This window comes from Pseudomonas sp. FW305-28 (assembly GCF_017351395.1).
Classification (GTDB): Bacteria; Pseudomonadota; Gammaproteobacteria; order Pseudomonadales; family Pseudomonadaceae; genus Aquipseudomonas; species Aquipseudomonas fluorescens_AA.
In genome coordinates this window covers 1-24,275 of the sequence record NZ_JACNDD010000043.1, presented here as the reverse complement: position 1 = coordinate 24,275, position 24,275 = coordinate 1, and the positions used below count along the sequence as shown (strand labels likewise).

At 61.7% G+C, this 24,275-nt stretch carries 21 protein-coding genes; 17 read left to right on the top strand and 4 right to left on the bottom strand.

Going from position 1 to position 24,275, the window contains the following annotated elements:
* The first annotated feature begins 152 nt into the window (after positions 1-152).
* The 3 genes from J4E53_RS12320 to J4E53_RS12310 all read left to right on the top strand — a co-directional run bounded on the left by J4E53_RS12320 (position 153) and on the right by J4E53_RS12310 (position 2,688).
* Positions 153-743, top strand: coding sequence for a biliverdin-producing heme oxygenase (locus tag J4E53_RS12320; protein WP_103308803.1), 591 nt, complete (start codon positions 153-155; stop codon positions 741-743).
* Positions 744-863: 120 nt separating this feature from the next.
* Positions 864-1,307, top strand: coding sequence for a YbaN family protein (locus J4E53_RS12315; RefSeq protein ID WP_103308802.1), 444 nt, complete (start codon positions 864-866; stop codon positions 1,305-1,307).
* A gap of 34 nt (positions 1,308-1,341) precedes the next feature.
* Entirely contained in the window at positions 1,342-2,688 is a 1,347-nt protein-coding gene (locus J4E53_RS12310) for a CoA transferase (RefSeq protein ID WP_103308801.1), read from the top strand.
* A gap of 138 nt (positions 2,689-2,826) precedes the next feature.
* Here J4E53_RS12310 and arcD (J4E53_RS12305) read toward each other — a convergent pair whose 3' ends face one another.
* A complete protein-coding gene (gene arcD, locus J4E53_RS12305; RefSeq protein WP_060738882.1) occupies positions 2,827-4,254 on the bottom strand; it encodes an arginine-ornithine antiporter in 1,428 nt (475 codons plus the stop codon).
* A gap of 392 nt (positions 4,255-4,646) precedes the next feature.
* Between arcD (J4E53_RS12305) and arcD (J4E53_RS12300) the strand changes: the two genes are divergently transcribed.
* The 6 genes from arcD (J4E53_RS12300) to J4E53_RS12275 all read left to right on the top strand — a co-directional run bounded on the left by arcD (J4E53_RS12300) (position 4,647) and on the right by J4E53_RS12275 (position 10,433).
* Positions 4,647-6,074, top strand: a complete 1,428-nt coding sequence (gene arcD, locus J4E53_RS12300; RefSeq protein WP_103308800.1) for an arginine-ornithine antiporter — start codon at positions 4,647-4,649, stop codon at positions 6,072-6,074.
* A 31-nt stretch (positions 6,075-6,105) separates the two neighbouring features.
* Positions 6,106-7,362, top strand: coding sequence for an arginine deiminase (arcA, locus tag J4E53_RS12295; protein ID WP_060738884.1), 1,257 nt, complete (start codon positions 6,106-6,108; stop codon positions 7,360-7,362).
* 70 nt (positions 7,363-7,432) lie between these two features.
* The gene (locus tag J4E53_RS12290) at positions 7,433-8,443 is read left to right on the top strand and encodes an ornithine carbamoyltransferase (protein ID WP_103308799.1); all 1,011 of its coding nucleotides are present in this window, start codon (positions 7,433-7,435) and stop codon (positions 8,441-8,443) included.
* Positions 8,444-8,630: 187 nt separating this feature from the next.
* Positions 8,631-9,560, top strand: coding sequence for a carbamate kinase (gene arcC, locus J4E53_RS12285; protein WP_103308798.1), 930 nt, complete (start codon positions 8,631-8,633; stop codon positions 9,558-9,560).
* A 63-nt stretch (positions 9,561-9,623) separates the two neighbouring features.
* Positions 9,624-9,983, top strand: coding sequence for a DUF5064 family protein (locus J4E53_RS12280; protein WP_060738887.1), 360 nt, complete (start codon positions 9,624-9,626; stop codon positions 9,981-9,983).
* Positions 9,984-10,256: 273 nt separating this feature from the next.
* Positions 10,257-10,433: a hypothetical protein gene (locus tag J4E53_RS12275; protein ID WP_162843733.1), complete on the top strand. Its 177-nt coding sequence runs from the start codon at positions 10,257-10,259 to the stop codon at positions 10,431-10,433.
* A gap of 7 nt (positions 10,434-10,440) precedes the next feature.
* On the opposite strand, the gene J4E53_RS12270 is transcribed toward J4E53_RS12275, so the two are convergent.
* Complete coding sequence (locus tag J4E53_RS12270) at positions 10,441-11,334, bottom strand: helix-turn-helix domain-containing protein (protein ID WP_092203951.1); 894 nt, start codon at positions 11,332-11,334, stop codon at positions 10,441-10,443.
* Positions 11,335-11,509: 175 nt separating this feature from the next.
* Between J4E53_RS12270 and pobA the strand changes: the two genes are divergently transcribed.
* Complete coding sequence (gene pobA, locus J4E53_RS12265) at positions 11,510-12,700, top strand: 4-hydroxybenzoate 3-monooxygenase (protein ID WP_060738889.1); 1,191 nt, start codon at positions 11,510-11,512, stop codon at positions 12,698-12,700.
* 51 nt (positions 12,701-12,751) lie between these two features.
* Positions 12,752-14,287, top strand: coding sequence for an MDR family MFS transporter (locus tag J4E53_RS12260; protein ID WP_219734429.1), 1,536 nt, complete (start codon positions 12,752-12,754; stop codon positions 14,285-14,287).
* 133 nt (positions 14,288-14,420) lie between these two features.
* Here the strand turns inward: J4E53_RS12260 and J4E53_RS12255 are convergent, their stop codons facing one another.
* The gene (locus J4E53_RS12255) at positions 14,421-15,770 is read right to left on the bottom strand and encodes an MFS transporter (RefSeq protein ID WP_060738891.1); all 1,350 of its coding nucleotides are present in this window, start codon (positions 15,768-15,770) and stop codon (positions 14,421-14,423) included.
* Positions 15,771-16,129: 359 nt separating this feature from the next.
* Between J4E53_RS12255 and J4E53_RS12250 the strand changes: the two genes are divergently transcribed.
* Positions 16,130-18,307 carry a hypothetical protein gene (locus tag J4E53_RS12250; RefSeq protein ID WP_060738892.1) on the top strand — a complete coding sequence of 726 codons (2,178 nt, stop codon included), beginning with the start codon at positions 16,130-16,132 and terminating at the stop codon, positions 18,305-18,307.
* A gap of 287 nt (positions 18,308-18,594) precedes the next feature.
* Here J4E53_RS12250 and J4E53_RS12245 read toward each other — a convergent pair whose 3' ends face one another.
* On the bottom strand, positions 18,595-18,900 hold the full coding sequence (locus J4E53_RS12245) for a DUF2288 domain-containing protein (RefSeq protein ID WP_053119051.1): 306 nt from the start codon (positions 18,898-18,900) through the stop codon (positions 18,595-18,597).
* Between the two features lie 340 nt (positions 18,901-19,240).
* On the opposite strand from J4E53_RS12245, the gene J4E53_RS12240 reads away from it, so the two are divergent.
* The 5 genes from J4E53_RS12240 to J4E53_RS12220 all read left to right on the top strand — a co-directional run bounded on the left by J4E53_RS12240 (position 19,241) and on the right by J4E53_RS12220 (position 24,241).
* Positions 19,241-20,368 (top strand): branched-chain amino acid ABC transporter substrate-binding protein, encoded by a 1,128-nt coding sequence (locus tag J4E53_RS12240; RefSeq protein ID WP_103308796.1) that lies wholly within the window; start codon positions 19,241-19,243, stop codon positions 20,366-20,368.
* A gap of 230 nt (positions 20,369-20,598) precedes the next feature.
* Positions 20,599-21,522: a high-affinity branched-chain amino acid ABC transporter permease LivH gene (livH, locus tag J4E53_RS12235; protein WP_060738894.1), complete on the top strand. Its 924-nt coding sequence runs from the start codon at positions 20,599-20,601 to the stop codon at positions 21,520-21,522.
* Positions 21,519-22,775: a high-affinity branched-chain amino acid ABC transporter permease LivM gene (locus tag J4E53_RS12230; protein WP_060738895.1), complete on the top strand. Its 1,257-nt coding sequence runs from the start codon at positions 21,519-21,521 to the stop codon at positions 22,773-22,775. Before livH ends, J4E53_RS12230 begins: the two co-directional genes overlap by 4 nt.
* Complete coding sequence (gene livG, locus J4E53_RS12225; RefSeq protein WP_060738896.1) at positions 22,772-23,539, top strand: high-affinity branched-chain amino acid ABC transporter ATP-binding protein LivG; 768 nt, start codon at positions 22,772-22,774, stop codon at positions 23,537-23,539. The genes J4E53_RS12230 and livG overlap by 4 nt, the downstream gene beginning before the upstream one ends.
* Positions 23,540-24,241: an ABC transporter ATP-binding protein gene (locus J4E53_RS12220; protein ID WP_003184675.1), complete on the top strand. Its 702-nt coding sequence runs from the start codon at positions 23,540-23,542 to the stop codon at positions 24,239-24,241.
* Positions 24,242-24,275: the final 34 nt, after the last annotated feature.

The following is a 24,275-nucleotide window of genomic DNA, read 5'->3' as shown; positions in this document are numbered from 1 at the left end:
ACACAAACACCTGTGGCGAGGAGAGTCATGTGGGAGCAAGGCTTGCCCGCGATGAAGGCGATGCGGTCTTTCAGAGATCGAGGCGCCTGTTTCGCGAGCAAGCTTTGCTCCCACAGCCCTCGCCACAGCGATCTAATTCAAAGGAATTGTTCATGACCACACAACGTCCCGCTTCACGTTCCCAACGCCTGAACCAGATCACCCACGAGCCTCACAGCAAGCTCGACGCCCTGGTCAAGGCCCACGCCCCGTTCGAAACCCCGGCCAGCTTCGCCCGTTTCGTCCTCGCCCAGTACCTGTTCCAGTCGGAACTGGTGGCGCTGTACAACGACGCCGAGCTGTCCGCCCTGATTCCCGACCTGCCGGCCCGTTGCCGGGCCGACGCAGCCAAGGCGGATCTCGCCGACCTGGACACCGAAGTCCCCGCGCCGGTGGCCGGTGCGGTGAACAAACCGACCCAGGCCGAAGCCCTGGGCTGGTTGTTCGTCTCCGAAGGTTCCAAGCTCGGCGCCGCGTTCCTGATCAAGCGTGCCGTGGGCCTGGGGCTGAGCGAAACCTTCGGCGCCCGGCACCTGGCGGAGCCTGCCGGCGGGCGCGCCGAAGGCTGGAAAACCTTCACCCGCACCCTCGACGGCCTGGCCTTCACCGCACAGCAGGAAGCCGAAGCGGATAAAGGCGCGCTGGATGCTTTCAACCGCTTTACCGTACTGCTGGAACAGGCTTATGCGGCCGAGCCGGCTTGATCTGTGGGAGCGAGCTTGCTCGCGATGGCGGACTTTCAGCCACCTTATTGGCCACCTGATACACCGCTATCGCGAGCAAGCTCGCTCCCACAAGGTAAAGTGCATGTCGGATAGAAGTACATGAGCCGCACGCCCTCCAAACTCACCCAACTGCTCTTCGCCCTGCTCGCCTACACCAGCCTGGCCATCGGCCTGGTCGCCATCGTCGTGCCCGGCCTGCCGACCACCGAATTCATCCTGCTGGCCGCCTGGGCCGCGACCCGCAGCTCGCCGCGCCTGAGCGCCTGGCTGGAGAGCCATCGATTGTTCGGGCCGATGCTGCACAACTGGCGCAATGGCAAGGTCATCCCGCGCCGGACCAAGGTGGGTGCCACCGTCAGCATGCTGCTGTGTGCCGGGCTGATGCTGGTGATGCTCGACCACGGCTGGCCGGTTTACCTGGCGCTCGCGGGTATGGGCCTGGGCAACCTGTGGATCTGGTCGCGGCCGGAACAGGCACAGGACACTTGTGGCGAGGGCGCTTGCTCCCGCTGGGCCGCAAAGCGGCCCCCAACGGATTTTTGATCTATGATCGCCCTCTCGTACTGGAGGGCTTTCGATGTCAGATCTGCTCACGTCCATGCAAACCGCACTCGGCTTGCCCACGACCCCAATCACCTTCAGCGGCGAAGGCGCCCTGCCCTCGGCCTTCGCCGTCACGGAGTTGGCCAGCGCCAGCATCGCCGTGGCGGGCCAGGCGACCGCCGCGCTCATCCACCAGCAAACCGGCCGCCTTCGGCCCGTCGAGGTCGACCGGCGCCTGGCGTCGTTCTGGTTCTCCACTTCCCTTCGCCCCATCGGCTGGAGCGTGCCGCCGATGTGGGACCCGGTGGCCGGTGACTACGCCTGCGCCGACGGCTGGATTCGCCTGCACACCAACGCACCGCATCATCGCCTGGCCGCGGAAAAAGTCCTCGGCACCTGCACCGACCGCGCCGACATGGCGGCGAGGGTGGCCCGTTGGAACAAGGCCGAGCTGGAACAGGCCGTGGTCGACGCCGGCGGTTGCGCCGCCGAGATGCGCTCGTGGCAGTCCTGGCAGGCCCATCCCCAAGGCATGGCGGTGAATGCCGAACCGCTGGTGCATCTGAGTGAAACGACTGCAGAACAGCGCAAGCCCTGGCTCGGCTCCGTGACCCAGCCACTGGCGGGCCTCAAGGTGTTGGACCTGACCCGCGTGCTGGCCGGCCCCGTCGCCAGCCGCTTCCTCGCAGGCCTGGGGGCCGACGTGCTGCGCATCGACCCGCCGACCTGGAACGAACCCGGCGTGGTCCCGGAAGTCACCCTGGGCAAACGCTGCGCCCGCCTCGACTTGCATCGGCCCGACGACCGCGCAGCGTTCGAGGCGCTGCTCAAGGACACCGACATCCTCCTGCATGGCTATCGCGCCGACGCTCTCGAACGCCTGGGCTATGGCGCCGAGCAACGCCAGCAAATCGCCCCGGGGCTGATCGATGTGAGTCTCAACGCCTATGGCTGGAGCGGCCCGTGGCAGCACCGCCGTGGCTTCGACAGCCTGGTGCAGATGAGCAGCGGCATTGCCGAAGCCGGCATGGGTTGGAAACATACTGACAAACCGACACCGCTGCCGGTGCAGGCACTGGACCACGGCACCGGCTACCTGATGGCGGCCAGTGCCCTGGTGTTGTTAACCCGGCGCCTGGAGAGGGGGCACGGCGGCTCGGCTCGCTTGTCCCTGGCGCGCACGGCGAAGCTGTTGATCGAGCGTGGCCCAGGGGACCCGACCCCATTGCGCGCCGAGGACAAGGATGATCAGGGCCTGGTGGTCGAACAAACGCCATGGGGGCCAGCCCATCGCTTGCAGGTGCCGTTGAAAATCACCGGGACGCCGTTGCAATGGACCTTGCCAGCGGCAGAACTGGGCGCCCATCGCCCGCAGTGGTAAGGGGATTGATGTGGGAGCAAGGCTTGCCCGCGATGGAAGCGCCGCAGTCTCTCAGAAATCGAGGCGCCTGTTTCGCGAGCAAGCTTTGCTCCCACATAACCCTCTCGCCAAGGCGTCACCTCAACCTCCCGGTAAGCCTCACAACGCCAAAAACCCACTGTACAACCCATACGCCGCCAAGCCCGCCCCGGACATCACGCAGGCAAAGACGCCTTTTTCCACATGGGTGAACAAGGGTTGGCGCTGCTCGCGCTTGGCCTGGGCAAACAGGATCACCCCCGGCGCATACAACAGCGCCGACAGCAGCAGGTACTTCACGCCGCCGGCATACAGCAACCACACCGCATAGCACAGCGCAACGCCACCGATACACAGGTCCTTCATGCGCCGGGCCGAGGCTTGTCCATAGGTTTCGCCCCGTGCGCAAAGCAACACCGCATAGGCTGCCGACCACAGGTACGGCACCAGGATCATCGATGACGCGAGGTAGATCAGGCTGGTATAGGTGCCCGCGGAAAACAGGGTAATCAGCAAAAACAACTGGATCATGCCATTGGTCAGCCACAACGCGTTGACCGGCGCACGGTTGGCGTTTTCCTTGGTCAGGAACGCCGGCATCGTCTTGTCCCTGGCGGTGGCATAGAGAATTTCGGCGCACAACAGCGCCCAGGACAATAGCGCGCCCAACAACGACACCGCCAGGCCGAGGCTGATCAACAACGCGCCCCAAGGCCCGACGATATGCTCCAGGACACCGGCCAGGGAGGGGTTCTGCAGTTGCGCCAGTACAGGCTGGGTCATGATCCCCAGGGACAACACGTTCACCAGTACCAGCAGCGCCAGGACCCCGAGGAAGCCGATCACTGTCGCCCGCCCGACATCCGCGCGTTTTTCCGCCCGCGCCGAATAGACACTGGCGCCTTCGATGCCAATGAACACGAACACCGTGACCAGCATCATGTGGCGCACCTGGTCCATCACGCTACCCAGGTCCGGGTTCATCTCGCCCCAGATGTCCCGGGTGAACACCTCGGCCTTGAACGCCACCGCGGCGATGACAATGAACATCACCAATGGCACCACTTTGGCGATGGTGGTCACCAGGTTGATGAACGCTGCTTCCTTGATGCCGCGCAGCACCAGGAAATGCACCGCCCACAGCAGCAACGATGCACAGGCGATGGCCACCGGCGTGTTGCCTTGGCCGAACACCGGGAAAAAATACCCCAGGGTGCTGAACAGCAATACGAAGTAGCCGACGTTGCCCATCCAGGCACTGATCCAGTAGCCCCACGCGGAAGAGAAACCCATGTAGTCGCCGAAACCGGCCTTGGCGTAGGCATAGACACCCGAGTCCAGTTCCGGCTTGCGATTGGCCAGGGTCTGGAACACGAAGGCCAGGGTCAGCATGCCGACGGCGGTAATGGCCCAACCGATCAGCACCGCTCCAACGTCGGCCCGGGCCGCCATGTTCTGCGGCAGGGAAAAGATCCCGCCACCGATCATCGACCCCACCACCAGCGCCACCAGCGCACCGAGTCGTAACTTTTCAATCGGCTGCGGCATCTTTCTCGCTCATTAAGTAAATAATGCGACATAACGTTTTTGAATAACGTCACGCGCGCAAAGTCCGAGGGATTATTAATCCGACCATTGTCCAGGACAGCAATTAAGAAAGACCACGCCAGACGATTATTTCTGTCATGAAAACAACCTACAAAATAGTTGCGATCCAGAAAAAATCAACTAGCGTGAATAATCCTACGGGATGAAACCCGCCTCGCCACACCTTGCCGAAGCCTCTAAAACGGGCCTCCTGGCAACTTATGGACGTGAAGGAAAGCACTCAACTCCTTCATTAACAATGGAATGTTGTCATGCACTGATCCAGATCAGGTATTCAACTTTCAAATCGACTTATTCTGTCGACTCTCTTCTCCTGCATTGGAGTCTCGTAAATGTCTGATACCCCCGGAAAACTTCGATTGGGTGCGTTAGTTGCCCTGGTTGTCGGCTCCATGATCGGCGGCGGGATATTTTCCCTGCCACAAAACATGGCCGCCAGCGCGGATGTCGGTGCGGTACTGATTGGCTGGGCCATTACCGCCGTCGGCATGCTGACCCTCGCTTTTGTCTTTCAGACCCTCGCCAATCGCAAGCCCGACCTGGACGGCGGCGTGTATGCCTACGCCAAGGCCGGGTTCGGCGACTACATGGGTTTCTCTTCCGCGTGGGGCTACTGGATCAGCGCCTGGCTGGGCAACGTCGGCTACTTCGTACTGCTGTTCAGCACCCTGGGCTACTTCTTCCCGATTTTCGGTGAAGGCAACACCGTTGCCGCGGTGATCGGCGCCTCGGTATTGCTGTGGGCAGTGCATTTCCTGGTGCTGCGCGGCATCAAGGAAGCGGCGTTCATCAACCTGGTGACCACCATTGCCAAGGTCGTGCCGTTGCTGCTGTTCGTGTTGATCGCAGTGTTCGCCTTCAGGCTCGACATCTTCACCGCCGACATCTGGGGCGTGAAAAACCCGGACCTGGGCAGCGTGATGAACCAGGTGCGCAAGATGATGCTGGTCACCGTGTGGGTGTTCATCGGCATCGAGGGCGCCAGCATCTTCTCCGCACGGGCCGAGAAACGCTCCGACGTCGGCAAGGCCACGGTCATCGGTTTCATCACCGTGCTGCTGTTCCTGGTGCTGGTCAACGTGCTGTCACTGGGCATCATGACCCAACCTGAACTGGCCAAGCTGCAGAACCCGTCCATGGCCGCCGTGCTGGAGCATGTCGTGGGCCACTGGGGCGCGGTGCTGATCAGCGTCGGCCTGATCATCTCGCTGCTTGGCGCCCTGCTGTCCTGGGTGCTGCTGTGCGCCGAGATCATGTTCGCCGCCGCCAAAGACCACACCATGCCCGAGTTCCTGCGCCGGGAGAATGCCAACCACGTACCGGCCAACGCCCTGTGGCTGACCAACGCGATGGTCCAGCTGTTTTTGGTCATCACGCTGTTCTCGGCCAGCACTTACCTGTCACTGATCTACCTCGCCACCTCGATGATCCTGGTGCCGTACCTGTGGTCGGCGGCCTACGCCGTGCTGCTGGCGGTGCGCGGCGAGACCTACGAAGGCTTCGCGGCCGAACGGCGCAAGGATCTGCTCATCGGCGCCATCGCCCTGATCTACGCGGTGTGGCTGCTGTATGCCGGCGGGATCAAGTACCTGCTGCTCTCCGCCCTGCTCTATGCCCCCGGCGCGATTCTGTTCGCCAAGGCCAAGCACGAGTTGGGCAAACCGGTTTTCACCTCTGTCGAGAAGCTGATTTTCGCCGCAGTGATCGCAGGCGCCCTGGTGGCCGCCTATGGGCTCTACGACGGCTTCCTGACCTTGTAGCTGGCTGATTGTTTTAACGGGAGGATTTGTAATGACCACGGAAAAAGTGAAGTACGGCGTTCATTCCGAAGCCGGTAAATTACGTAAAGTCATGGTGTGTTCCCCAGGCCTGGCCCATCAACGCTTGACCCCGAACAACTGCGACGAGCTGCTGTTCGACGACGTGATCTGGGTCAACCAGGCCAAGCGCGACCATTTCGATTTCGTCACCAAGATGCGCGAGCGTGGCATCGACGTGCTGGAAATGCACAACCTGCTGACCGACATCGTCGCCATCCCCGAAGCCCTGGACTGGATCCTGCAGCGCAAGATCACCGCCAACTCGGTGGGCCTGGGCCTGGTGAATGAAGTCGGTTCGTGGCTGCGCAGCCTGGAGCCACGCCATATCGCCGAGTTCCTGATTGGCGGCGTCTCGGCCGACGACCTGCCGGACAGCTTCGGTGGCAAGACCATCCAGATGTTCCGCGACTTCCTCGGGCACTCCAGCTTCATCCTGCCGCCGCTGCCCAATACCCAGTTCACCCGCGACACCACCTGCTGGATCTACGGCGGCGTGACCTTGAACCCGATGTACTGGCCGGCGCGGCGCCAGGAAACCCTGCTCGCCAGCGCCATCTATAAATTCCACCCCGAGTTCACCCAGGCTGACTTCCAGATCTGGTACGGCGACCCGGACCAGGAACATGGCAACGCCACCCTCGAAGGCGGCGACGTGATGCCCATTGGCAACGGCGTAGTGTTGATTGGCATGGGCGAGCGCTCGTCCCGCCAGGCCATCGGCCAACTGGCACTGAACCTGTTCAAGCACAAGGCCGTGGAGCGGGTCATCGTCGCCGGCCTGCCGAAGTCCCGCGCCGCCATGCACCTGGACACCGTCTTCAGTTTCTGCGACCGCGACCTGGTCACGGTTTTCCCGGAAGTGGTGAGCCAGATCGTCGCCTTCTCCCTGCGCCCTGACGAGAGTAAGCCCGGCGGCATCGATGTGCGCCGCGAAGAAGGCAGCTTCCTCGACACCGTGGCCGCTGCCCTCAAGCTGCCGGCCTTGCGCGTGGTGGAAACCGGCGGCAACAGCTTCGCCGCCGAGCGTGAACAATGGGACGACGGCAACAACGTGGTGGCCGTGGAGCCGGGCGTGGTGATCGGCTACGACCGCAACACCTACACCAATACCCTGCTGCGCAAGGCCGGGGTGGAAGTCATCACCATCAGCGCCAGCGAGCTGGGCCGTGGCCGCGGCGGTGGCCACTGCATGACCTGCCCGATCATCCGCGACCCGATCGACTACTGACCTTCGAGCCTGGGCCAGTGTTTATCGAACGCAGCCCAGGGGATAACCGAAACCCAAGGAGATCCATATCATGGCTTTCAACATGCGCAACCGCAGCCTGCTGAGCTTGATGCACCACACCAACCGCGAGCTGCACTACCTGCTGGACCTGTCCCGCGACCTCAAGCGTGCCAAGTACACCGGCACCGAACAGCCGCACCTCAAGGGCAAGAACATCGCGCTGATCTTCGAGAAAACCTCGACCCGCACCCGCTGCGCCTTCGAAGTCGCGGCCCATGACCAGGGCGCCCACGTCACCTACATCGACCCGGTGTCGTCGCAGATCGGCCACAAGGAAAGCATGAAAGACACCGCCCGGGTCCTGGGGCGGATGTTCGACGCCATCGAGTACCGGGGCTTCGAACAGGAGATCGTCGAGGAGCTGGCCAAGTTCGCCGGCGTGCCGGTGTTCAACGGCCTGACCGCCGAATTCCACCCCACCCAGATGATCGCCGACACCCTGACCATGCGCGAGCACAGCGACAAGCCGTTGCATGACATCAGCTACGCCTACCTGGGCGATGCCCGCTACAACATGGGCAATTCGCTGCTGATGATCGGCGCCAAACTGGGCATGGACGTGCGCATCGGCGCGCCGAAAGCCCTGTGGCCGCATCAGGATTTCATCGACCAGTGCCAGGCCTTCGCCGTCGAGAGCGGCGGGCGCATCACCATCACCGAGGATCCGAAAGAAGCGGTCAAGGGCGTGGACTTCATCCACACCGATATCTGGGTGTCCATGGGCGAACCGGTGGAAGCCTGGGATGAACGCATCGAGCAGTTGCTGCCTTACCAGGTCAACGCGCAAATGATGAAAGCCTCGGGCAACCCACGGGTGAAATTCATGCATTGCCTGCCGGCGTTCCACAACAGCGAAACCAAGGTCGGCAAGGACATCGCCGCCCGCTATCCGAACCTGGCCAATGGCGTGGAAGTGACCGAGGAGGTGTTCGAGTCCCCGGCCAACATCGCCTTCGAGCAGGCGGAGAATCGCATGCACACCATCAAGGCGATCCTGGTGTCGGCGCTGGCGGATATCTAGGACCTCATGCATTCGCGCGCTCTGGAGCAGAACTGTGGGAGCAATACCTGTGGGAGCAAGGCTTGCCCGCGATGGCATCGCCTCAGTCCATCAGCTACACCGAGGTGCCTGCATCGCGGGCAAGCCTTGCTCCCACAAACCCCACAGGGGTACTGCGTTCCCGATCCATTTTTGAAAGGACAGCACCATGCGCATCGTCGTTGCCCTGGGCGGTAACGCCCTCCTGCGTCGGGGTGAACCCCTGACCGCTGCCAACCAACGTAGCAACATCCGCACCGCGACCGAACAGATCGCCAAGATCCACCCCGGCAACCAACTGGTCATCGCCCACGGCAACGGCCCGCAGGTCGGCCTGCTGTCGTTGCAGGCGGCGGCCTACACCGCGGTCACGCCGTATCCGCTGGACGTGCTCGGCGCCGAAACCGAAGGCATGATCGGCTACATCATCGAACAGGAACTGGGCAATCTGCTGGACTTCGAAGTCCCCTTCGCCACGCTGCTGACCCAGGTCGAAGTGGATGGCAACGACCCGGCCTTCCAGAACCCTACCAAGCCCATCGGCCCGGTCTACAGCAAAGCGGACGCGGAACGACTCGCTGCCGAGAAAGGCTGGGCCATCGCCCCGGACGGCGACAAGTTCCGCCGGGTGGTCGCCAGCCCACGGCCCAAGCGCATCTTTGAGATCCGCCCGATCAAATGGCTGCTGGAAAAAGGCAGCATCGTGATCTGCGCCGGCGGTGGTGGCATTCCGACGATGTACGACACCGACGGCAAGCTGCAGGGCGTGGAAGCGGTGATCGACAAGGACCTGTGCTCGGCGCTGCTGGCCGAACAGCTGGAAAGCGATCTACTGGTGATCGCCACCGACGTCAACGCCGCGTTCATCGACTTCGGCAAGCCGACCCAGAAAGCCATCGCCCAGGCCCACCCCGACGAAATGGAAAAGCTCGGCTTCGCCGCCGGCTCCATGGGGCCGAAGGTGCAGGCGGCCTGCGAGTTCGCGCGCAACACGGGCAAGGTCGCGGTGATCGGGTCGCTGTCGGACATCGATGCTATCGTCCAGGGCCAGGCCGGCACTCGCATCAGCACGGCCACAGCGGGCATCACTTATCGATAACAGGAAACTTGCAGGGCGGATCCGGGGTCTGCCCTACACCCACGCCCTTGAGGAGAGTCGTTTATGGCCATGTTCGAACCCGGTCACCTGCACATGGAGCGCCACGCGCTGACCAAAGAAGATTTCAGCTACAACCTGTGCATCGACTATAAGGTCGACCAGGACGGCAAGGAAGGCACGGGCATGTCATTCCGGGTGCATGGCACCGTCGAAGACAAATCACTGGACGAGACATTCTTCCTGGCCAAGGACCAGGCCTTCGATTTCGCCCGCTACGCCACGCGCATTGCGCGGAAATATGGCCTGCCCAAGACCGCCAGCATCGGCTCGATGCACGAGTACTACGACAAAATGTTCGAAGACGTGCGCAAGCAACTGGACGTCAAGCCGGGCGATCCGATGAAGCCGGAACACCTGGCATAACCCGGTTAAAAGACCACCCCAATCCCCTGTGGAACTGATCTGTGGGAGCAAGGCTTGCCCGCGATGCAGACACCTCGGTGTAGCGGATAAACCGAGGCGATGCCATCGCGGGCAAGCCTTGCTCCCACAGGCCTTGCTCCCACAAGCTCGCTCCACAGGGGCATCAGCGTTCTGAATATCGAGTTACATGCGATACCGGCCTGGCTGGCAACCCGCCACGGCTGACCTATGCTGAAAGTAGTACCCCCGGGTATTCGTTCAGAGGTCACCGCCATGAACATCAAAACAAGAAGACGCCTCGCCATTTTCGTCACCTGCGCCGCCACGCTTGCGCTGTATGGCACTGCGGCCTACCGGGTCGAGCAGGCCAGGCAACTGCCCCGTGAATACGCCAGCTGCAACTTCGAACGCTGCATCCCCCACAGCGCAACCCTGAACGCCCTGCGCTGAGGCGTGGTCAGTCGTCCTGTTGATCGGTCTTGAGCCGGTCCCGGAACGCCTTGGGCGAGATGCCGACGCGCCGGCGGAACAGCCGGGTGAAGTTGGTCGGGTCGGAAAAACCGAGCAGTTCGGAAATCTCGTAGATGGTCATGCCGGTGTAGGTCAGCAGGCGCTTGGCTTCCAACAACTGGCGCTCGTGCATGATCTGCAACGCCGGTTGCCCCGCCAGTTCCCGGCAGGTGCCGTTGAGGTGCGACACGGAAATGCCCAGGCGATGGGCCAGGTCTTCGACCTTGACGTGCTCGCGATAGGTTTCTTCCACCAACTGAATGAACCCGTTGAGGTATTCCCGGGCCCGTTGCGGGCGCTGGGCCTGGGTGTGTCGCTGCATCACCTGGCGGCTGACCCAGACCATGATCACGCTGACCAGCGCATGCATCAGCATTTCCCGAGCCGGCTGATGCCCCATGTATTCATTCTGCAGGGCGCTGAACAGGCTGTTGAGGTACTCGGCATTCTCGAGGGCCGGGTAGCTTTCGGCCTGGGCCAGCACATTGACCGAATGCCCCAGCTGCGCTTGCAGGTGCGTGACCAGCGGCGCCGCCAGGGTCACCACGTAACCTTCCACATCCTCGGAAAAACGAAAGCCATGGACCGACAGCGGCGGCAGGATCTGCACGGCCGGCTCGGTGAGCTGTGTGCGCCGGCCTTCGATTTCCAGTTCCGCCTGGCCCTTGAAGACAAACAGCAACTGACACAGATCGGCATGCCGATGGGGTTTGATTTCCCAATGATGCTCGCGGCTGCGTTTGGAAATGGTTTCGCAGTGCAGCAGGTCCGGGGTCGGCCATTCCTGGCTCTCACCGTAGAGCTTGAACACCGGGATCGAAGGCAGGTCAGGTTTTTTCATAACGTGGATCCGGGCCTGGGGTTGCGGGCGATAATCGCACCAATTGGCAGAAAGTACAGGTATCGGCTCAGTTTTCCCCTTCAACTGACAGGTCCGCAAGCGAAAAATGTAGGCACTCGATTTCTAATAATCAACACCGACCCTGGTCGCGTGCTTCGTGCGAGTCATAAGAACAATGAAAACCCTCAAGACCCAAGTCGCTATTATCGGCGCCGGCCCCTCTGGCCTGCTGCTCGGCCAGTTGCTGCACAACGCCGGCATCGACACTGTCATCCTCGAACGCCAGACCCCGGACTATGTACTGGGCCGCATCCGCGCCGGGGTGCTGGAGCAAGGCATGGTCGAACTGCTGCGCCAGGCTGGCGTCGGCCAACGCATGGACGCCGAAGGCCTGCCCCATGACGGCTTTGAACTGGTGCTCAACGATCGGCGGGTGCACATCGACCTCAAGGGCCTGACTGGCGGTAAAAACGTCATGGTCTACGGCCAGACCGAAGTGACCCGTGACCTGATGGCCGCCCGCGAAGCCGCCGGCGCCCGCACGTTGTACCTGGCCAGCAACGCCCAGCCCCACGACATGCAAACCGAGCACCCTTTCGTGACCTTCGAGCATGAAGGGCAAACCTTGCGCCTGGACTGCGACTACATTGCCGGTTGCGACGGTTTCCACGGCGTGGCGCGACAGTCCATTCCGGCGGAAAAACTCAAGGTCTTCGAACGCGTCTACCCATTTGGCTGGCTCGGCGTGCTGGCCGACACCCCGCCGGTTCACGAAGAGTTGGTCTACGCTCGGCACGCCCGCGGCTTTGCCCTGTGCAGCATGCGCTCCAAGACCCGCACCCGTTACTACCTGCAAGTCCCTGCCGAGGAACAAGTGGCCGACTGGCCGGACGAGCGTTTCTGGCATGAACTGAAAAACCGCCTGCCCACCGACCTGGCCGAAGCCCTGGTGACCGGCCCGTCCATCGAGAAAAGCATCGCGCCGCTGCGCAGCTTCGTGGTCGAGCCGATGCAGTACGGGCGGATGTTCCTGGTGGGCGACGCGGCCCACATCGTCCCACCGACCGGGGCCAAGGGGCTGAACCTGGCCGCCAGCGATGTCAGTACGTTGTTCAACATCCTGCTCAAGGTCTATCGCGACGGCCGTGTGGACTTGCTGGAGCAGTATTCGGCCATCTGCCTGCGGCGCGTCTGGAAAGCCGAACGGTTCTCGTGGTGGATGACTTCGATGCTGCACCGCTTCGACGACGATGCCTTCAACCAGCGCATCAGCGAAGCCGAGCTCGAGTACTTCCTCGACTCCGAGGCCGGCCGAAAAACCATTGCGGAAAATTACGTTGGACTTCCTTACGAGGCTATCGAATAGCCGCCTACCGACTTAAACTGCGGGCTCCGTCCCATTTGCCTCTTCGGCGCAATGCCCGCAGGTTCTGCCGTGACTCAGCTCAATACACTCCAAGCCCCGAAACCGGCCATCCGCAGCGTGCTGGTGGCCCTGATGCTGGCGATTTTCCTGGGCGCGCTGGACCAGACCATCGTCGCCGTCTCGATGCCGGCCATTTCCGCACAATTTGCCGACGTCAGCCTGCTGGCCTGGGTGATTTCCGGCTACATGGTCGCCATGACCGTGGCGGTGCCCATCTACGGCAAGCTCGGTGACCTCTACGGACGCCGGCCGCTGATGCTGTTCGGCATGGGCCTGTTCACCCTGGCCTCGCTGTTCTGTGGCCTGGCGCAAAACATGGAGCAACTGGTGCTGGCGCGGATCGTCCAGGGCATCGGTGCCGGCGGGATGATTTCGGTGAGCCAGGCGATCATCGGCGACATCATCCCGCCCCGCGAACGGGGGCGCTACCAAGGGTATTTCAGCAGCATGTACGCGGTGGCCAGCGTGGCCGGGCCGGTGCTCGGTGGCTACATGACCGAATACTTGTCGTGGCGCTGGGTGTTCTGGATCAACCTGCCGCTGGGCCTCGCGGCCTGGTGGGTGGCCCGACGCACCCTGGTGGGGCTGCCAGTACCGCAACGCACGCCGATCATCGATTACCTGGGCACCGTGTTGCTGATCATTGGCCTGACGGCGTTGCTGCTGGGGATCACCGAGGTCGGCCAGGGCCATGCCTGGCACAGCCGTGAAGTGCTGGGGTTGCTGGGTTGCGCGGGGATAGCCCTGGGGACGTTCGCCTGGTATGAGCGCCGGGCGCGGGAACCGTTGCTGCCGATGCACCTGTTCGCCAACCGCAGCGCGGTGCTGTGCTGGTGCACGGTGTTCTTCACCAGTTTCCAGGCGATTTCCCTGACGGTGCTGGTGCCGTTGCGCTTCCAGAGCGTGACCGGCGCCGGTGCCGACAGTGCGGCGTTGCACTTGTTGCCGCTGGCGATAGGGCTGCCGATCGGTGCGTATTTCGCCGGCCGCCGGACCTCGGTCACGGGGCGCTACAAACCGATGATCCTGAGCGGTGCCCTGCTCTTTCCCTTCGCCATCCTCGGCATGGCCTTCACTGCGCCTGACGCGTTCTGGCTCAGCAGCCTGTTCATGCTGCTCAGCGGCATCGCCTCCGGCATGCAGTTCCCCACCTCATTGGTGGGTTCGCAGAACTCGGTACAACAAGCGGATATCGGCGTCGCCACCAGCACCACCAACCTGTTCCGTTCCCTTGGCGGCGCAGTGGGCGTGGCGTTGATGTCGGCCTTGCTGCTGGCCTTGCTGCAGGATTCAAGCCTGGCCCAACTCGCCGGCGCGTCGTTGATCGGTGAAGGACATGCCGGCAACGTCTTGCTGGACGGCCTCAACGCCGCCCCGGGCGAGGCCCAGAACGCCTTGCGCCAGGCATTGCAGGCGACATTCCGGCAGTTGCTGTTGATCAGCGCGGCGGTATCGCTGTTGGGGCTGGCGGCCGCGGTGGCGATGCCCAATCGCTTGCTGCGTGGGCGGGATGAAAAGGCTGGGTAACCTGTATCGGTGAAGAAGGATTGTGGGAGCAAAGCTTGCTCGCGAAACAGGCACCTCGGTTTTTTGAAAGACCGCATCTCCTTCATCGCGGGCAAGCCTTGCTCCCACACAAGCCTTGCTCGCACAAATGCTATCAAGCCGTCGCCGCGACACCCTGCGACATCACCTGCGCGCTCATCCCGTCCTTCATCCGCTTGGCATCGCGCACGAAGCAGCGTGACGCCAGGAACAGGAACACCATGGTCAACAGCAGCGCCACCGGGATCAGGTACATCGCATCGTGCAGGCCGATGGCCTTGAATGCTTCGGTCATCTGGTCGACACCCGCGCTGGCCATGGCCGTGCGGGCGAAGTAGTCGGACAAGCCGCCCACCACCACCGGCCCCAGGCCGCCGCCGAGCAAATACAGCCCGGCAAAGTACAACGCCATCGCCGTGGCGCGCAGGCGTGGCTCCACCACGTCCTGGATCGCGGTGTAGACGCAGGTGTAAAAGTTATAGGCAAACAGCCAACCCACGCTGAACACCGCCACGAACACGCCGATTTCAATGCGTCCGGCATGCAGGGCCCACGCCGTGGTGACCGTCGAGATCGCCAGGCTGAACGCGGCAAACAGCAGGCGGCCGTTGGGCACGCGCTGGTGGATCTTGTCCGCGACCCAGCCGCCCAGGGTGAGCCCGAACAACCCCGTCACGCCCACCATGATCCCGGTGGCCACGGCCGCCTCGTGCAGCGGCATCAGGAAATAACGTTGCAGCATTGGCACCAGGAAGGAGTTGCAGGCATAGGTGGCGAAGTTGAAGCACAGCCCTGCCAGCACCAGCCACAGGAAGGTGGGAATCGCCAGCACCCGGCGAACCGGCTTGTCGATTTTTTCCTGGGAGACCTGCACGGTTTCCGCCGCGCCGCGCTTGGGCTCCTTGATGAAAAACATGAACACCGCCAGCACCAGCCCCGGCACCGCCGCGATGAAGAACGGCGCACGCCAGCTGTCGAACGCCTTGACCATCGCGCCAATGGTGAAGAACGCCAACAGCAGGCCCAGGGGCAGGCCGAGCATGAAGATGCCCATCGCCCGAGCCCGACGGTGGGCCGGGAACAGATCGCCGATCAGTGAGTTGGCGGCGGGTGCGTAGCTGGCCTCGCCGATACCGACGCCCATGCGCACCACCAGGAACGCCCAGAAACTGCCCACCAGGCCGTTCACCGCCGTCAGTCCGCTCCAGGCCGCCAGGCCCCAGCCCATCAACTTGCTGCGCGAACCGGTATCGGCCATGCGCCCCAGCGGCAAGCCGGCGATGGCATAAACGATGGTGAAAGCGGTGCCGATGATGCCGATCTGGAAGTCGCTGAGGCTCCACTCCATGCGGATCGGCTCGATGATGATCGCCGGGATGGTGCGGTCGAAGAAATTGAACAGGTTGGCCAGGAACAACAGGAACAGAATGCGCCAGGCATTCGCCGCTTGGGTCGAGTTCTGCATGGGTCCGTCTCTTTTATTGTTATGGGCCAACGGTCCGTGGCCTGGATATGCAATCTAGACAGCGGCACGGGAGCTGTCTCCAATCATTCGCAAGGCTGATACCCGCCCATGGGACGCGGCGTATTTCTTGATGCCGATCAAACTCCTGTAACAATTGCCATCATTTTGCCTTTTGCTGGTTAAAGATCGAAGTCCGGTGGCCGATTCAACGTGATCAGGAAAAGATTATCCCGAGCGCTGCTCAGGCCGTAGCCCTGACCGCTTGGACCGATTTTCGCGTTTACCCAGGCGCGAACTCCCATCCGCGAGCGTTCGATGATCGCATTCGTCGAGCCACCAGTTCAGGCACATGGCGCACAATGACCTCAAAAAAAACAGCCACTGCGGTATCCGATCTGACCTTGAGCCCGGCCGCCAACGGCCCGGAAGTCTCGAAGCCGTCGAGCCCCCCGCGCCCTCTGTCGACCCAGCAGTATCTGTATTTCACCGAAACCAACACCGACCGTATCCTCGATAACCTCGACGGCCTGCGTGACACCGTGTTCCCGCGCCCGCCGCACCTGGTGGACGACGAATACGACCGCGCCCAGCAGGAGTTCCCGTCGGTGTGCCTGATCGGCCTGGGTCGCTGCGGCTCCAACATCGCCCTGGACGTGGCCGAGCTGGTGTACAACGCCCGCAAGTTCTACCTCAACGAATTCAACGCCGAAGACAAAGGCTACAGCGACAAGGGCTACAGCCCCGCACAATGGATCCGCAACAACCTGCGCCTGGGCACCAGCAAGGCCAGCAAGCCGGTGTTCCTGGTAGAGCCGCTGGTGATGCTCGGCGACCTGGACAAGGACATCGCCGGGCGCATCCGTTTCTCGCGCAAGGGCGAAAAAAGCGGCTTCTTGCGCGACTACAGCAAAATGAAAATCATGGACCTGTCGGAAGTCCACGCCGGTGGTGCCGGTAACGCGCCGATCCTGGGCCAGTACCTGGCCAAGATCATCCTGAACAAGGACACCCAGCGCTTCTCCAGCCCCGACTGGAAAATGATCCACTCGTACCTGATCGACAGCTGCGGCATCAAGGCCAACCAGTCGCGCCTGTACTTCTCGATCTTCAGCGCCGGCGGCGGTACCGGCTCGGGCATGGCCTCGGAGTTCGGCCTGGCCCAGCAGTACTCGTACATGAACAAGACGTTCGACACCAAGCCGATGGACGAACACGACAGCAAGAGCGGCCACTCCTTCGTCTTCGAGCCGATCTTCACCAGCGGCATCTGCGTGCTGCCGAACATTTCCGACCACCGCAGCGAAATGTCCGAAGCCTTGCACATCAACGCCGGACGCCTGCTGTGCAAGTACCTGTCGGAAGAATGGGATTTCTCGTACAACTTCGCCAACGAAGACAGCAGCGAAGCCAGCGTGATGGGCCGTATCCGGCCGTGGAACGCGATGATGCTGATCTCCAACGACATCATGCGCTACGCCGAAGAAAGCGATGACGGCAACATCCAGAACATTGATGTCAATGCCATGGAGAAGCATGCCAACCAGTACATCTCCCAGCAGATCTTCAACATCCTGACGGCCCAGGCCGTCACCACCGACTACGACCAGAACTACTTCCGCCGTGCCGGCATCGACATCGGCGAAACCATTCGCCTGGACGCCAACGACCTGTTCATGAGCCTGGCCGGCCCGGTGGCAATCGCCTACGCCGAGTCTGTCGTCCCGGAAACCCCGGTGCCGAGCGGCGACAAGTTCAAGGTGTTCGAGAAAGAGCCGCCGCGCCTGAACATCGACGACCTGTTCTTCCGTTCCATCGACCTGCCGCACTTCAACAAAGTCACCCAGGCCATCGAAGGCATCAGCCTGTTGCCGATCGAATCCAAGCGCTACCGCGCCTCCCTGGAGCAATACAAGAATTCCGGCTACGACGCCGCGGCCCTGCATGACCTGCACTTCTTCAAGAACTGCTCGTCGGTGGTGTCCATCGTCTCCTTGCCCAAGGACTACAAGCTGTCCTACATGGACCTGAACCGGCTCAAGACCCACCTCAACAGCCTGTTCCCCAACACCACGCTCAAGCGTTACGCGCTGGTGATCGGCGCCTCGGCGAACCTGTCGCTGACCACCCTGATCGCCAAGAGCCCGTGCCTGTCGGATGATTTCCTGACCTTGATCGTCGCCTTCATCAAACGCTGCTTCGCCCGCACCCCGTACCGTTTCGACGAAACCCTGGACAACTCGATCCTGGACTTCATCATCAATGAGGACTTCGACGAAGCACGCATCGACGACCTGCTCAACGAATTCGAAAACCCGGCGAAGATCCTCGACACCAACTGGTACGCGATCAAGCCGATGTACGAGAAGAAGTACCGCGAGCTGATCAATGACAAGGACAAGTTCGTCTCGATCAACGACATCCGCCTGTCCCGCGACTGCGTGAAGAAATCCATCAAGTACCTGCGCGAGATCTACCGTCACCGCATTGGCAAGACCAAGGTTATTTCCCTCAATAACCATACTGGCAGGACTTACTGAGGCTGGTGCAGGGACCGCGTCGCCTCGATCGCGAGCAAGCTCGCTCCCACAAGGGTTTGTATACACAGGCCCACTGTGGGAGCGAGCTTGCTCGCGATAGCGGTCCTGAATCCTGCACCTGAACAACATCCAGAAACAATTGAGCAGCCCAAAGGCTGCTCCATGAACTGTTCCCGTTACGTATACGTCACCCTGCCCTGTGGCGTTTCGCCACGGCAGGGTGCCATCACGCTACTCACCTACACACTTTTTCAAACGCAAAAACACGAACCAACTTGGTGCACCAATCAATTCGACGCCCTTTCCTGGATCATAATCCACGGCGAAACCACCACCGCCCAAAGCTGCGGATCGCGCTCCAGAAAATCCAGCGCCCGCGTTTCAGACAGCTTGGCGAGCTGGTCGGCGGCCAGCCAGGCGGCGACTTTGGTACCTTCGTCCTGGGCGACGGCCTCGGCGGCGGCGATCAAATCCAGTGCCGGATCGACCCACAATAGGGCACCCTTGGCAAAGAACGGCTCCAGCTCTTTCCAGGTGATGGATGCGGTTTCTCCAAGCAGCTTGGCATAGAGGGTGCTAGGTTCTTGATTCATGGGACCTGTCCGGAAAAGAAATCGGCGCGAATGATAACGTCGGTGGTCTGGCAGAAAAACCCGGTAGCAAATTGCGGTACCGATTGAAAAGCGCAGGAAAGCCAAGGATTGCCGAAACGACCGGACAAACCCCGCCGCTATTCTGTCTTTTTCTTTCAATTAAGCGACACCTCCAGGTTTTGCCCCCAAGCGCCAGCTTCCCTTGCCAACAATGGGCGCTCTACACTGTACCGGTACAGTTGCCGGGGGCATTTTCCGCGAGGGTATCCAAGATATCTGACCCGGTTCTGCTGCTACGGCGCCAGGACTATAAAAACTACAACAGCATGAGTGGAGCACTATGACTAAGGCTACTAAGCAGATTTCCAAACTGTTTGCCGCTATGGTTCTGGCCGGGGTTGCCAGCCATTCGTTTGCCGCCGACACCATCAAGATCGGCATCGCCGGCCCGAAGACCGGCCCTGTAGCCCAATACGGCGACATGCAGTTCAGTGGCGCGAAAATGGCCATCGAACAGATCAACGCCAAGGGCGGCGTCGACGGCAAGCAGCTCGTCGCCGTCGAGTACGATGACGCCTGTGATCCAAAACAAGCGGTCGCGGTCGCGAACAAAGTCGTCAACGACGGCGTCAAGTTCGTGGTCGGCCACCTGTGCTCCAGCTCCACCCAGCCAGCTTCCGACATCTACGAAGACGAAGGCGTGGTCATGATCACCCCGGCGGCCACCAGCCCGGACATCACCGCTCGCGGCTACAAGATGATCTTCCGCACCATCGGCCTGGACAGCGCCCAAGGCCCTGCGGCCGGCAACTACATCGCCGACCACGTCAAGCCGAAGATCGTTGCGGTCCTGCACGACAAGCAGCAGTACGGTGAAGGCATCGCCAGCGCCGTGAAGAAAACCCTCGAAGGCAAAGGCGTGAAAGTGGCCGTCTTCGAAGGCGTGAACGCCGGCGACAAAGACTTCTCCTCGATGATCGCCAAGCTCAAGCAAGCCAACGTCGACTTCGTCTACTACGGCGGCTACCACCCGGAGCTGGGCCTGATCCTGCGTCAATCCCAGGAAAAAGGCCTGAAGGCCAAGTTCATGGGTCCGGAAGGCGTGGGTAACGACTCCATCTCGCAAATCGCCAAGGAATCCTCCGAAGGCCTGCTGGTGACCCTGCCGAAATCCTTCGACCAGGATCCGGCCAACGTTGCCCTGGCTGACGCGTTCAAGGCCAAGAAAGAAGACCCGAGCGGTCCGTTCGTGTTCCCGTCCTACTCCGCAGTGACCGTGATCGCTGACGCCATCAAGGCTGCCAAGAGTGAAGACGCAGGCAAAGTGGCTGAAGCCATCCACGCCGGCACCTTCAAGACCCCTACCGGTGACTTGAGCTTTGACGCCAAAGGCGACCTGAAGGACTTCAAGTTCGTGGTCTACGAGTGGCATTTCGGCAAACCTAAAACCGAAGCTTCGCCTCAGTAAGGCCTGGCCTGACTGACTGCCAATAAAGCCCACGGCGTGCCGTGGGCTTTGTTTTAAATGTATTGGGCCGCGCTGGCGTGATCCGCCAGCCTCCCCACCTGAAAATCTCAAAACCGTCATCAGCGGTTCGCTGGCAAACCTCGTGTTCGAAGTGGATGCAGATCCACGGGGCCCGGGCGGGAAAATGACTCCACCAGTGAAATGCGTATCAGGTTTTTAGGAGCGCTGTAATGCCTGACATCTATCACTTCTTCCAGCAGCTGGTTAACGGCCTGACCGTTGGCAGCACGTATGCCCTGATCGCCATCGGCTATACGATGGTCTACGGCATCATTGGAATGATCAACTTCGCCCACGGCGAGGTGTACATGATCGGCTCCTACGTGGCGTTCATCGCCATCGCCGGGCTGAGCATGATGGGACTCGACAGTGTCCCGCTGTTGATGACCGCGGCGTTTCTCGCGAGCATCGTCGTCACCAGCTCCTATGGCTACAGCATCGAACGGATCGCCTACCGCCCCCTGCGCGGCAGCAACCGTCTGATCCCGCTGATCTCCGCCATCGGCATGTCGATCTTCCTGCAGAACACGGTACTGCTTTCGCAAGACTCCAAGGACAAATCCATTCCCAACCTGATCCCGGGCAACTTTGCCATCGGGCCAGGCGGGGCACATGAAGTGCTGATTTCCTACATGCAAATCGTGGTGTTCGTGGTGACCCTGGTCGCCATGCTCGGCCTTACGCTGTTCATCTCCCGTTCCCGCCTCGGCCGCGCCTGCCGCGCCTGTGCCGAGGACATCAAGATGGCCAACCTGCTGGGCATCAACACCAACAACATCATCGCCCTGACCTTCGTCATCGGTGCGGCCCTGGCGGCCATCGCCGCGGTGCTGTTGAGCATGCAATACGGCGTGATCAACCCCAACGCCGGCTTCCTCGTGGGCCTGAAGGCCTTCACCGCCGCGGTACTGGGCGGCATCGGCAGCATCCCCGGGGCGATGCTCGGCGGGTTGGTGCTGGGCGTGGCGGAAGCCTTTGGCGCCGACATCTTCGGCGACCAGTACAAGGACGTCGTGGCGTTCGGCTTGTTGGTTCTGGTTCTGTTATTCCGGCCGACCGGCATCCTGGGCCGCCCGGAGGTTGAGAAAGTATGACTAGGCATCTCAAATCGGCGCTTTTCAGCGCCCTGCTGGTCTGGGCCGTGGCCTACCCGGTACTGGGTCTTAAACTGACCATCGTCGGCATCAACCTGGAAGTGCACGGCACCAGCCCGGCGATCCTGGCGACCATCGCCGTGTGCTCGCTGCTGATGTTCGTGCGCGTGCTGTTCAGCACGCAGATCAGCGCGGCGTGGAAGTCTTCACCCGGCCTGCCGGTGATCCCGGCCAAGGCCAGCCACTTCCTGACCCTGCCGAGCACCCAGCGCTGGATCGTGCTGGGCCTGATCGTCGTGGCCCTGGTGTGGCCGTTCTTCGGCTCTCGCGGCGCGGTGGACATCGCCACGCTGATCCTGATCTACGTGATGCTGGGCCTGGGCCTGAACATCGTCGTAGGCCTGGCCGGCCTGCTGGACCTGGGTTACGTCGGTTTCTACGCCGTCGGCGCCTACAGCTACGCGCTGCTGTCCCACTACTTCGGCCTGAGCTTCTGGATCTGCCTGCCCATCGCCGGGATGATGGCCGCCACCTTCGGTTTCCTGCTGGGTTTCCCGGTCCTGCGCTTGCGCGGCGACTACCTGGCGATCGTGACCCTGGGTTTTGGCGAGATCATCCGCCTGTTCCTGCGCAACCTGACCGACATCACCGGTGGCCCGAACGGCATCAGCAACATCGAGAAACCGACGTTCTTCGGCCTGACCTTCGAACGTAAAGCCGCCGAAGGCCTGCAGACCTTCCACGAGTACTTCGGCCTGGAATACAACTCGATCAACAAGGTGATCTTCCTCTACCTGGTTGCCCTGCTGCTGGCCCTGGCCGCGCTGTTCGTCATCAACCGCCTGCTGCGCATGCCGATCGGCCGCGCCTGGGAGGCACTGCGTGAAGACGAAATCGCCTGCCGTGCCCTGGGTCTCAACCCAACCGTGATCAAACTGTCGGCCTTTACCCTCGGCGCTGCGTTCGCCGGTTTTGCCGGCAGCTTCTTCGCCGCTCGCCAAGGCCTGGTGACGCCGGAATCCTTCACCTTCATCGAGTCGGCGATCATCCTCGCCATCGTGGTGCTGGGCGGGATGGGCTCGCAGTTGGGCGTGATCCTGGCGGCGATCGTGATGATCCTGCTGCCGGAAATGATGCGTGAATTCAGCGAATACCGCATGTTGATGTTCGGCGCCTTGATGGTGCTGATGATGATCTGGCGTCCTCAAGGTCTGCTGCCTATGCAACGCCCCCACATGGAGCTGCGCAAATGAGCCGCGAGATCCTGAAAGTCGAAAACTTGAGCATGCGCTTCGGCGGTTTGCTGGCGGTCAACGGCGTGGCCCTGACCGTGAAAGAGAAGCAAGTGGTTGCCCTGATCGGGCCGAACGGCGCGGGCAAGACCACCGTGTTCAACTGCCTGACCGGCTTCTACCAGCCCACCGGCGGCACTATCCTGCTGGACGGCGAGCCGATCCAGGGCCTGCCCGGCCACCACATCGCCCGCAAGGGTGTGGTGCGTACCTTCCAGAACGTGCGGCTGTTCAAGGACATGACGGCGGTCGAGAACCTGTTGATCGCCCAGCATCGTCATTTGAACACCAACTTCTTTGCCGGCCTGTTCAAGACCCCGGCGTTCCGCAAAAGCGAACGCGAGGCCATGGAGTACGCCGAGTACTGGCTGGACAAGGTCAACCTCACCGAGTTCGCCAACCGTACCGCCGGCACCCTGGCCTACGGTCAGCAACGGCGCCTGGAAATCGCCCGTTGCATGATGACCCGTCCGCGGATCCTCATGCTCGACGAACCGGCCGCCGGCCTGAACCCGAAGGAAACCGAAGACCTGAAGGCCCTGATCGGCGTGCTGCGTGAGGAGCACAACGTCACCGTGCTGCTGATCGAGCACGACATGAAGCTGGTCATGAGCATTTCCGACCACATCGTCGTGATCAACCAGGGCACGCCCCTGGCCGACGGTACGCCGGAACAGATCCGCGACAATCCTGAAGTGATCAAAGCCTACCTGGGGGAAGCGTAAATGCTGCAGTTCGAAAACGTTTCCACCTTCTACGGCAAGATCCAGGCCCTGCACAGCGTCAACGTCGAAGTCCGCCAGGGCGAAATCGTCACGCTGATCGGTGCCAACGGTGCCGGCAAATCCACCCTGCTGATGACGCTCTGCGGTTCGCCCCAGGCCCACAGCGGCAGCATCCGCTACATGGGTGAGGAACTGGTGGGCCAGGACTCGGCGCGGATCATGCGCAAGAGCATCGCCGTGGTACCTGAGGGCCGTCGGGTATTTGCCCGACTGACCGTGGAAGAAAACCTCGCCATGGGCGGATTTTTCACCGACAAGGGCGACTATCAGGAACAAATGGACAAGGTCCTGCACCTTTTCCCACGCCTGAAAGAACGCTTTACCCAGCGCGGCGGCACCATGTCCGGCGGTGAACAGCAAATGCTCGCCATCGGCCGTGCGCTGATGAGCAAACCCAAGCTGCTGCTGCTCGACGAGCCTTCCCTGGGCCTGGCACCGATCATCATCCAGCAGATCTTCGACATCATCGAGCAACTGCGCAAGGATGGCGTGACGGTGTTCCTGGTGGAGCAGAACGCCAACCAGGCGCTGAAAATCGCCGACCGGGCGTACGTGCTGGAGAACGGCCGGGTGGTGATGCAAGGCACCGGCGAAGCCCTGCTGACCGACCCGAAAGTGCGCGAGGCGTATCTGGGCGGTTGAGTCTGTCACAGTAAAAGAAACGGCCTTCGGGCCG

What these genes read in the sequence shown, in the direction of transcription:
- J4E53_RS12290 (WP_103308799.1), top strand. Translation starts at nt 7,433, where the DNA reads ATGGCTTTCAACATGCGCAACCGCAGCCTGCTGAGCTTGATGCACCAC.
- livG (WP_060738896.1), top strand. Translation starts at nt 22,772, where the DNA reads ATGAGCCGCGAGATCCTGAAAGTCGAAAACTTGAGCATGCGCTTCGGC.
- J4E53_RS12230 (WP_060738895.1), top strand. Translation starts at nt 21,519, where the DNA reads ATGACTAGGCATCTCAAATCGGCGCTTTTCAGCGCCCTGCTGGTCTGG.
- J4E53_RS12255 (WP_060738891.1), bottom strand. Translation starts at nt 15,770, where the DNA reads ATGCAGAACTCGACCCAAGCGGCGAATGCCTGGCGCATTCTGTTCCTG.
- J4E53_RS12250 (WP_060738892.1), top strand. Translation starts at nt 16,130, where the DNA reads ATGACCTCAAAAAAAACAGCCACTGCGGTATCCGATCTGACCTTGAGC.
- arcC (WP_103308798.1), top strand. Translation starts at nt 8,631, where the DNA reads ATGCGCATCGTCGTTGCCCTGGGCGGTAACGCCCTCCTGCGTCGGGGT.
- pobA (WP_060738889.1), top strand. Translation starts at nt 11,510, where the DNA reads ATGAAAACCCTCAAGACCCAAGTCGCTATTATCGGCGCCGGCCCCTCT.
- arcD (WP_103308800.1), top strand. Translation starts at nt 4,647, where the DNA reads ATGTCTGATACCCCCGGAAAACTTCGATTGGGTGCGTTAGTTGCCCTG.
- arcA (WP_060738884.1), top strand. Translation starts at nt 6,106, where the DNA reads ATGACCACGGAAAAAGTGAAGTACGGCGTTCATTCCGAAGCCGGTAAA.
- J4E53_RS12275 (WP_162843733.1), top strand. Translation starts at nt 10,257, where the DNA reads ATGAACATCAAAACAAGAAGACGCCTCGCCATTTTCGTCACCTGCGCC.
- J4E53_RS12315 (WP_103308802.1), top strand. Translation starts at nt 864, where the DNA reads ATGAGCCGCACGCCCTCCAAACTCACCCAACTGCTCTTCGCCCTGCTC.
- J4E53_RS12320 (WP_103308803.1), top strand. Translation starts at nt 153, where the DNA reads ATGACCACACAACGTCCCGCTTCACGTTCCCAACGCCTGAACCAGATC.
- J4E53_RS12310 (WP_103308801.1), top strand. Translation starts at nt 1,342, where the DNA reads ATGTCAGATCTGCTCACGTCCATGCAAACCGCACTCGGCTTGCCCACG.
- J4E53_RS12260 (WP_219734429.1), top strand. Translation starts at nt 12,752, where the DNA reads ATGCCCGCAGGTTCTGCCGTGACTCAGCTCAATACACTCCAAGCCCCG.
- arcD (WP_060738882.1), bottom strand. Translation starts at nt 4,254, where the DNA reads ATGCCGCAGCCGATTGAAAAGTTACGACTCGGTGCGCTGGTGGCGCTG.
- J4E53_RS12240 (WP_103308796.1), top strand. Translation starts at nt 19,241, where the DNA reads ATGACTAAGGCTACTAAGCAGATTTCCAAACTGTTTGCCGCTATGGTT.
- J4E53_RS12220 (WP_003184675.1), top strand. Translation starts at nt 23,540, where the DNA reads ATGCTGCAGTTCGAAAACGTTTCCACCTTCTACGGCAAGATCCAGGCC.
- J4E53_RS12280 (WP_060738887.1), top strand. Translation starts at nt 9,624, where the DNA reads ATGGCCATGTTCGAACCCGGTCACCTGCACATGGAGCGCCACGCGCTG.
- J4E53_RS12245 (WP_053119051.1), bottom strand. Translation starts at nt 18,900, where the DNA reads ATGAATCAAGAACCTAGCACCCTCTATGCCAAGCTGCTTGGAGAAACC.
- J4E53_RS12270 (WP_092203951.1), bottom strand. Translation starts at nt 11,334, where the DNA reads ATGAAAAAACCTGACCTGCCTTCGATCCCGGTGTTCAAGCTCTACGGT.
- livH (WP_060738894.1), top strand. Translation starts at nt 20,599, where the DNA reads ATGCCTGACATCTATCACTTCTTCCAGCAGCTGGTTAACGGCCTGACC.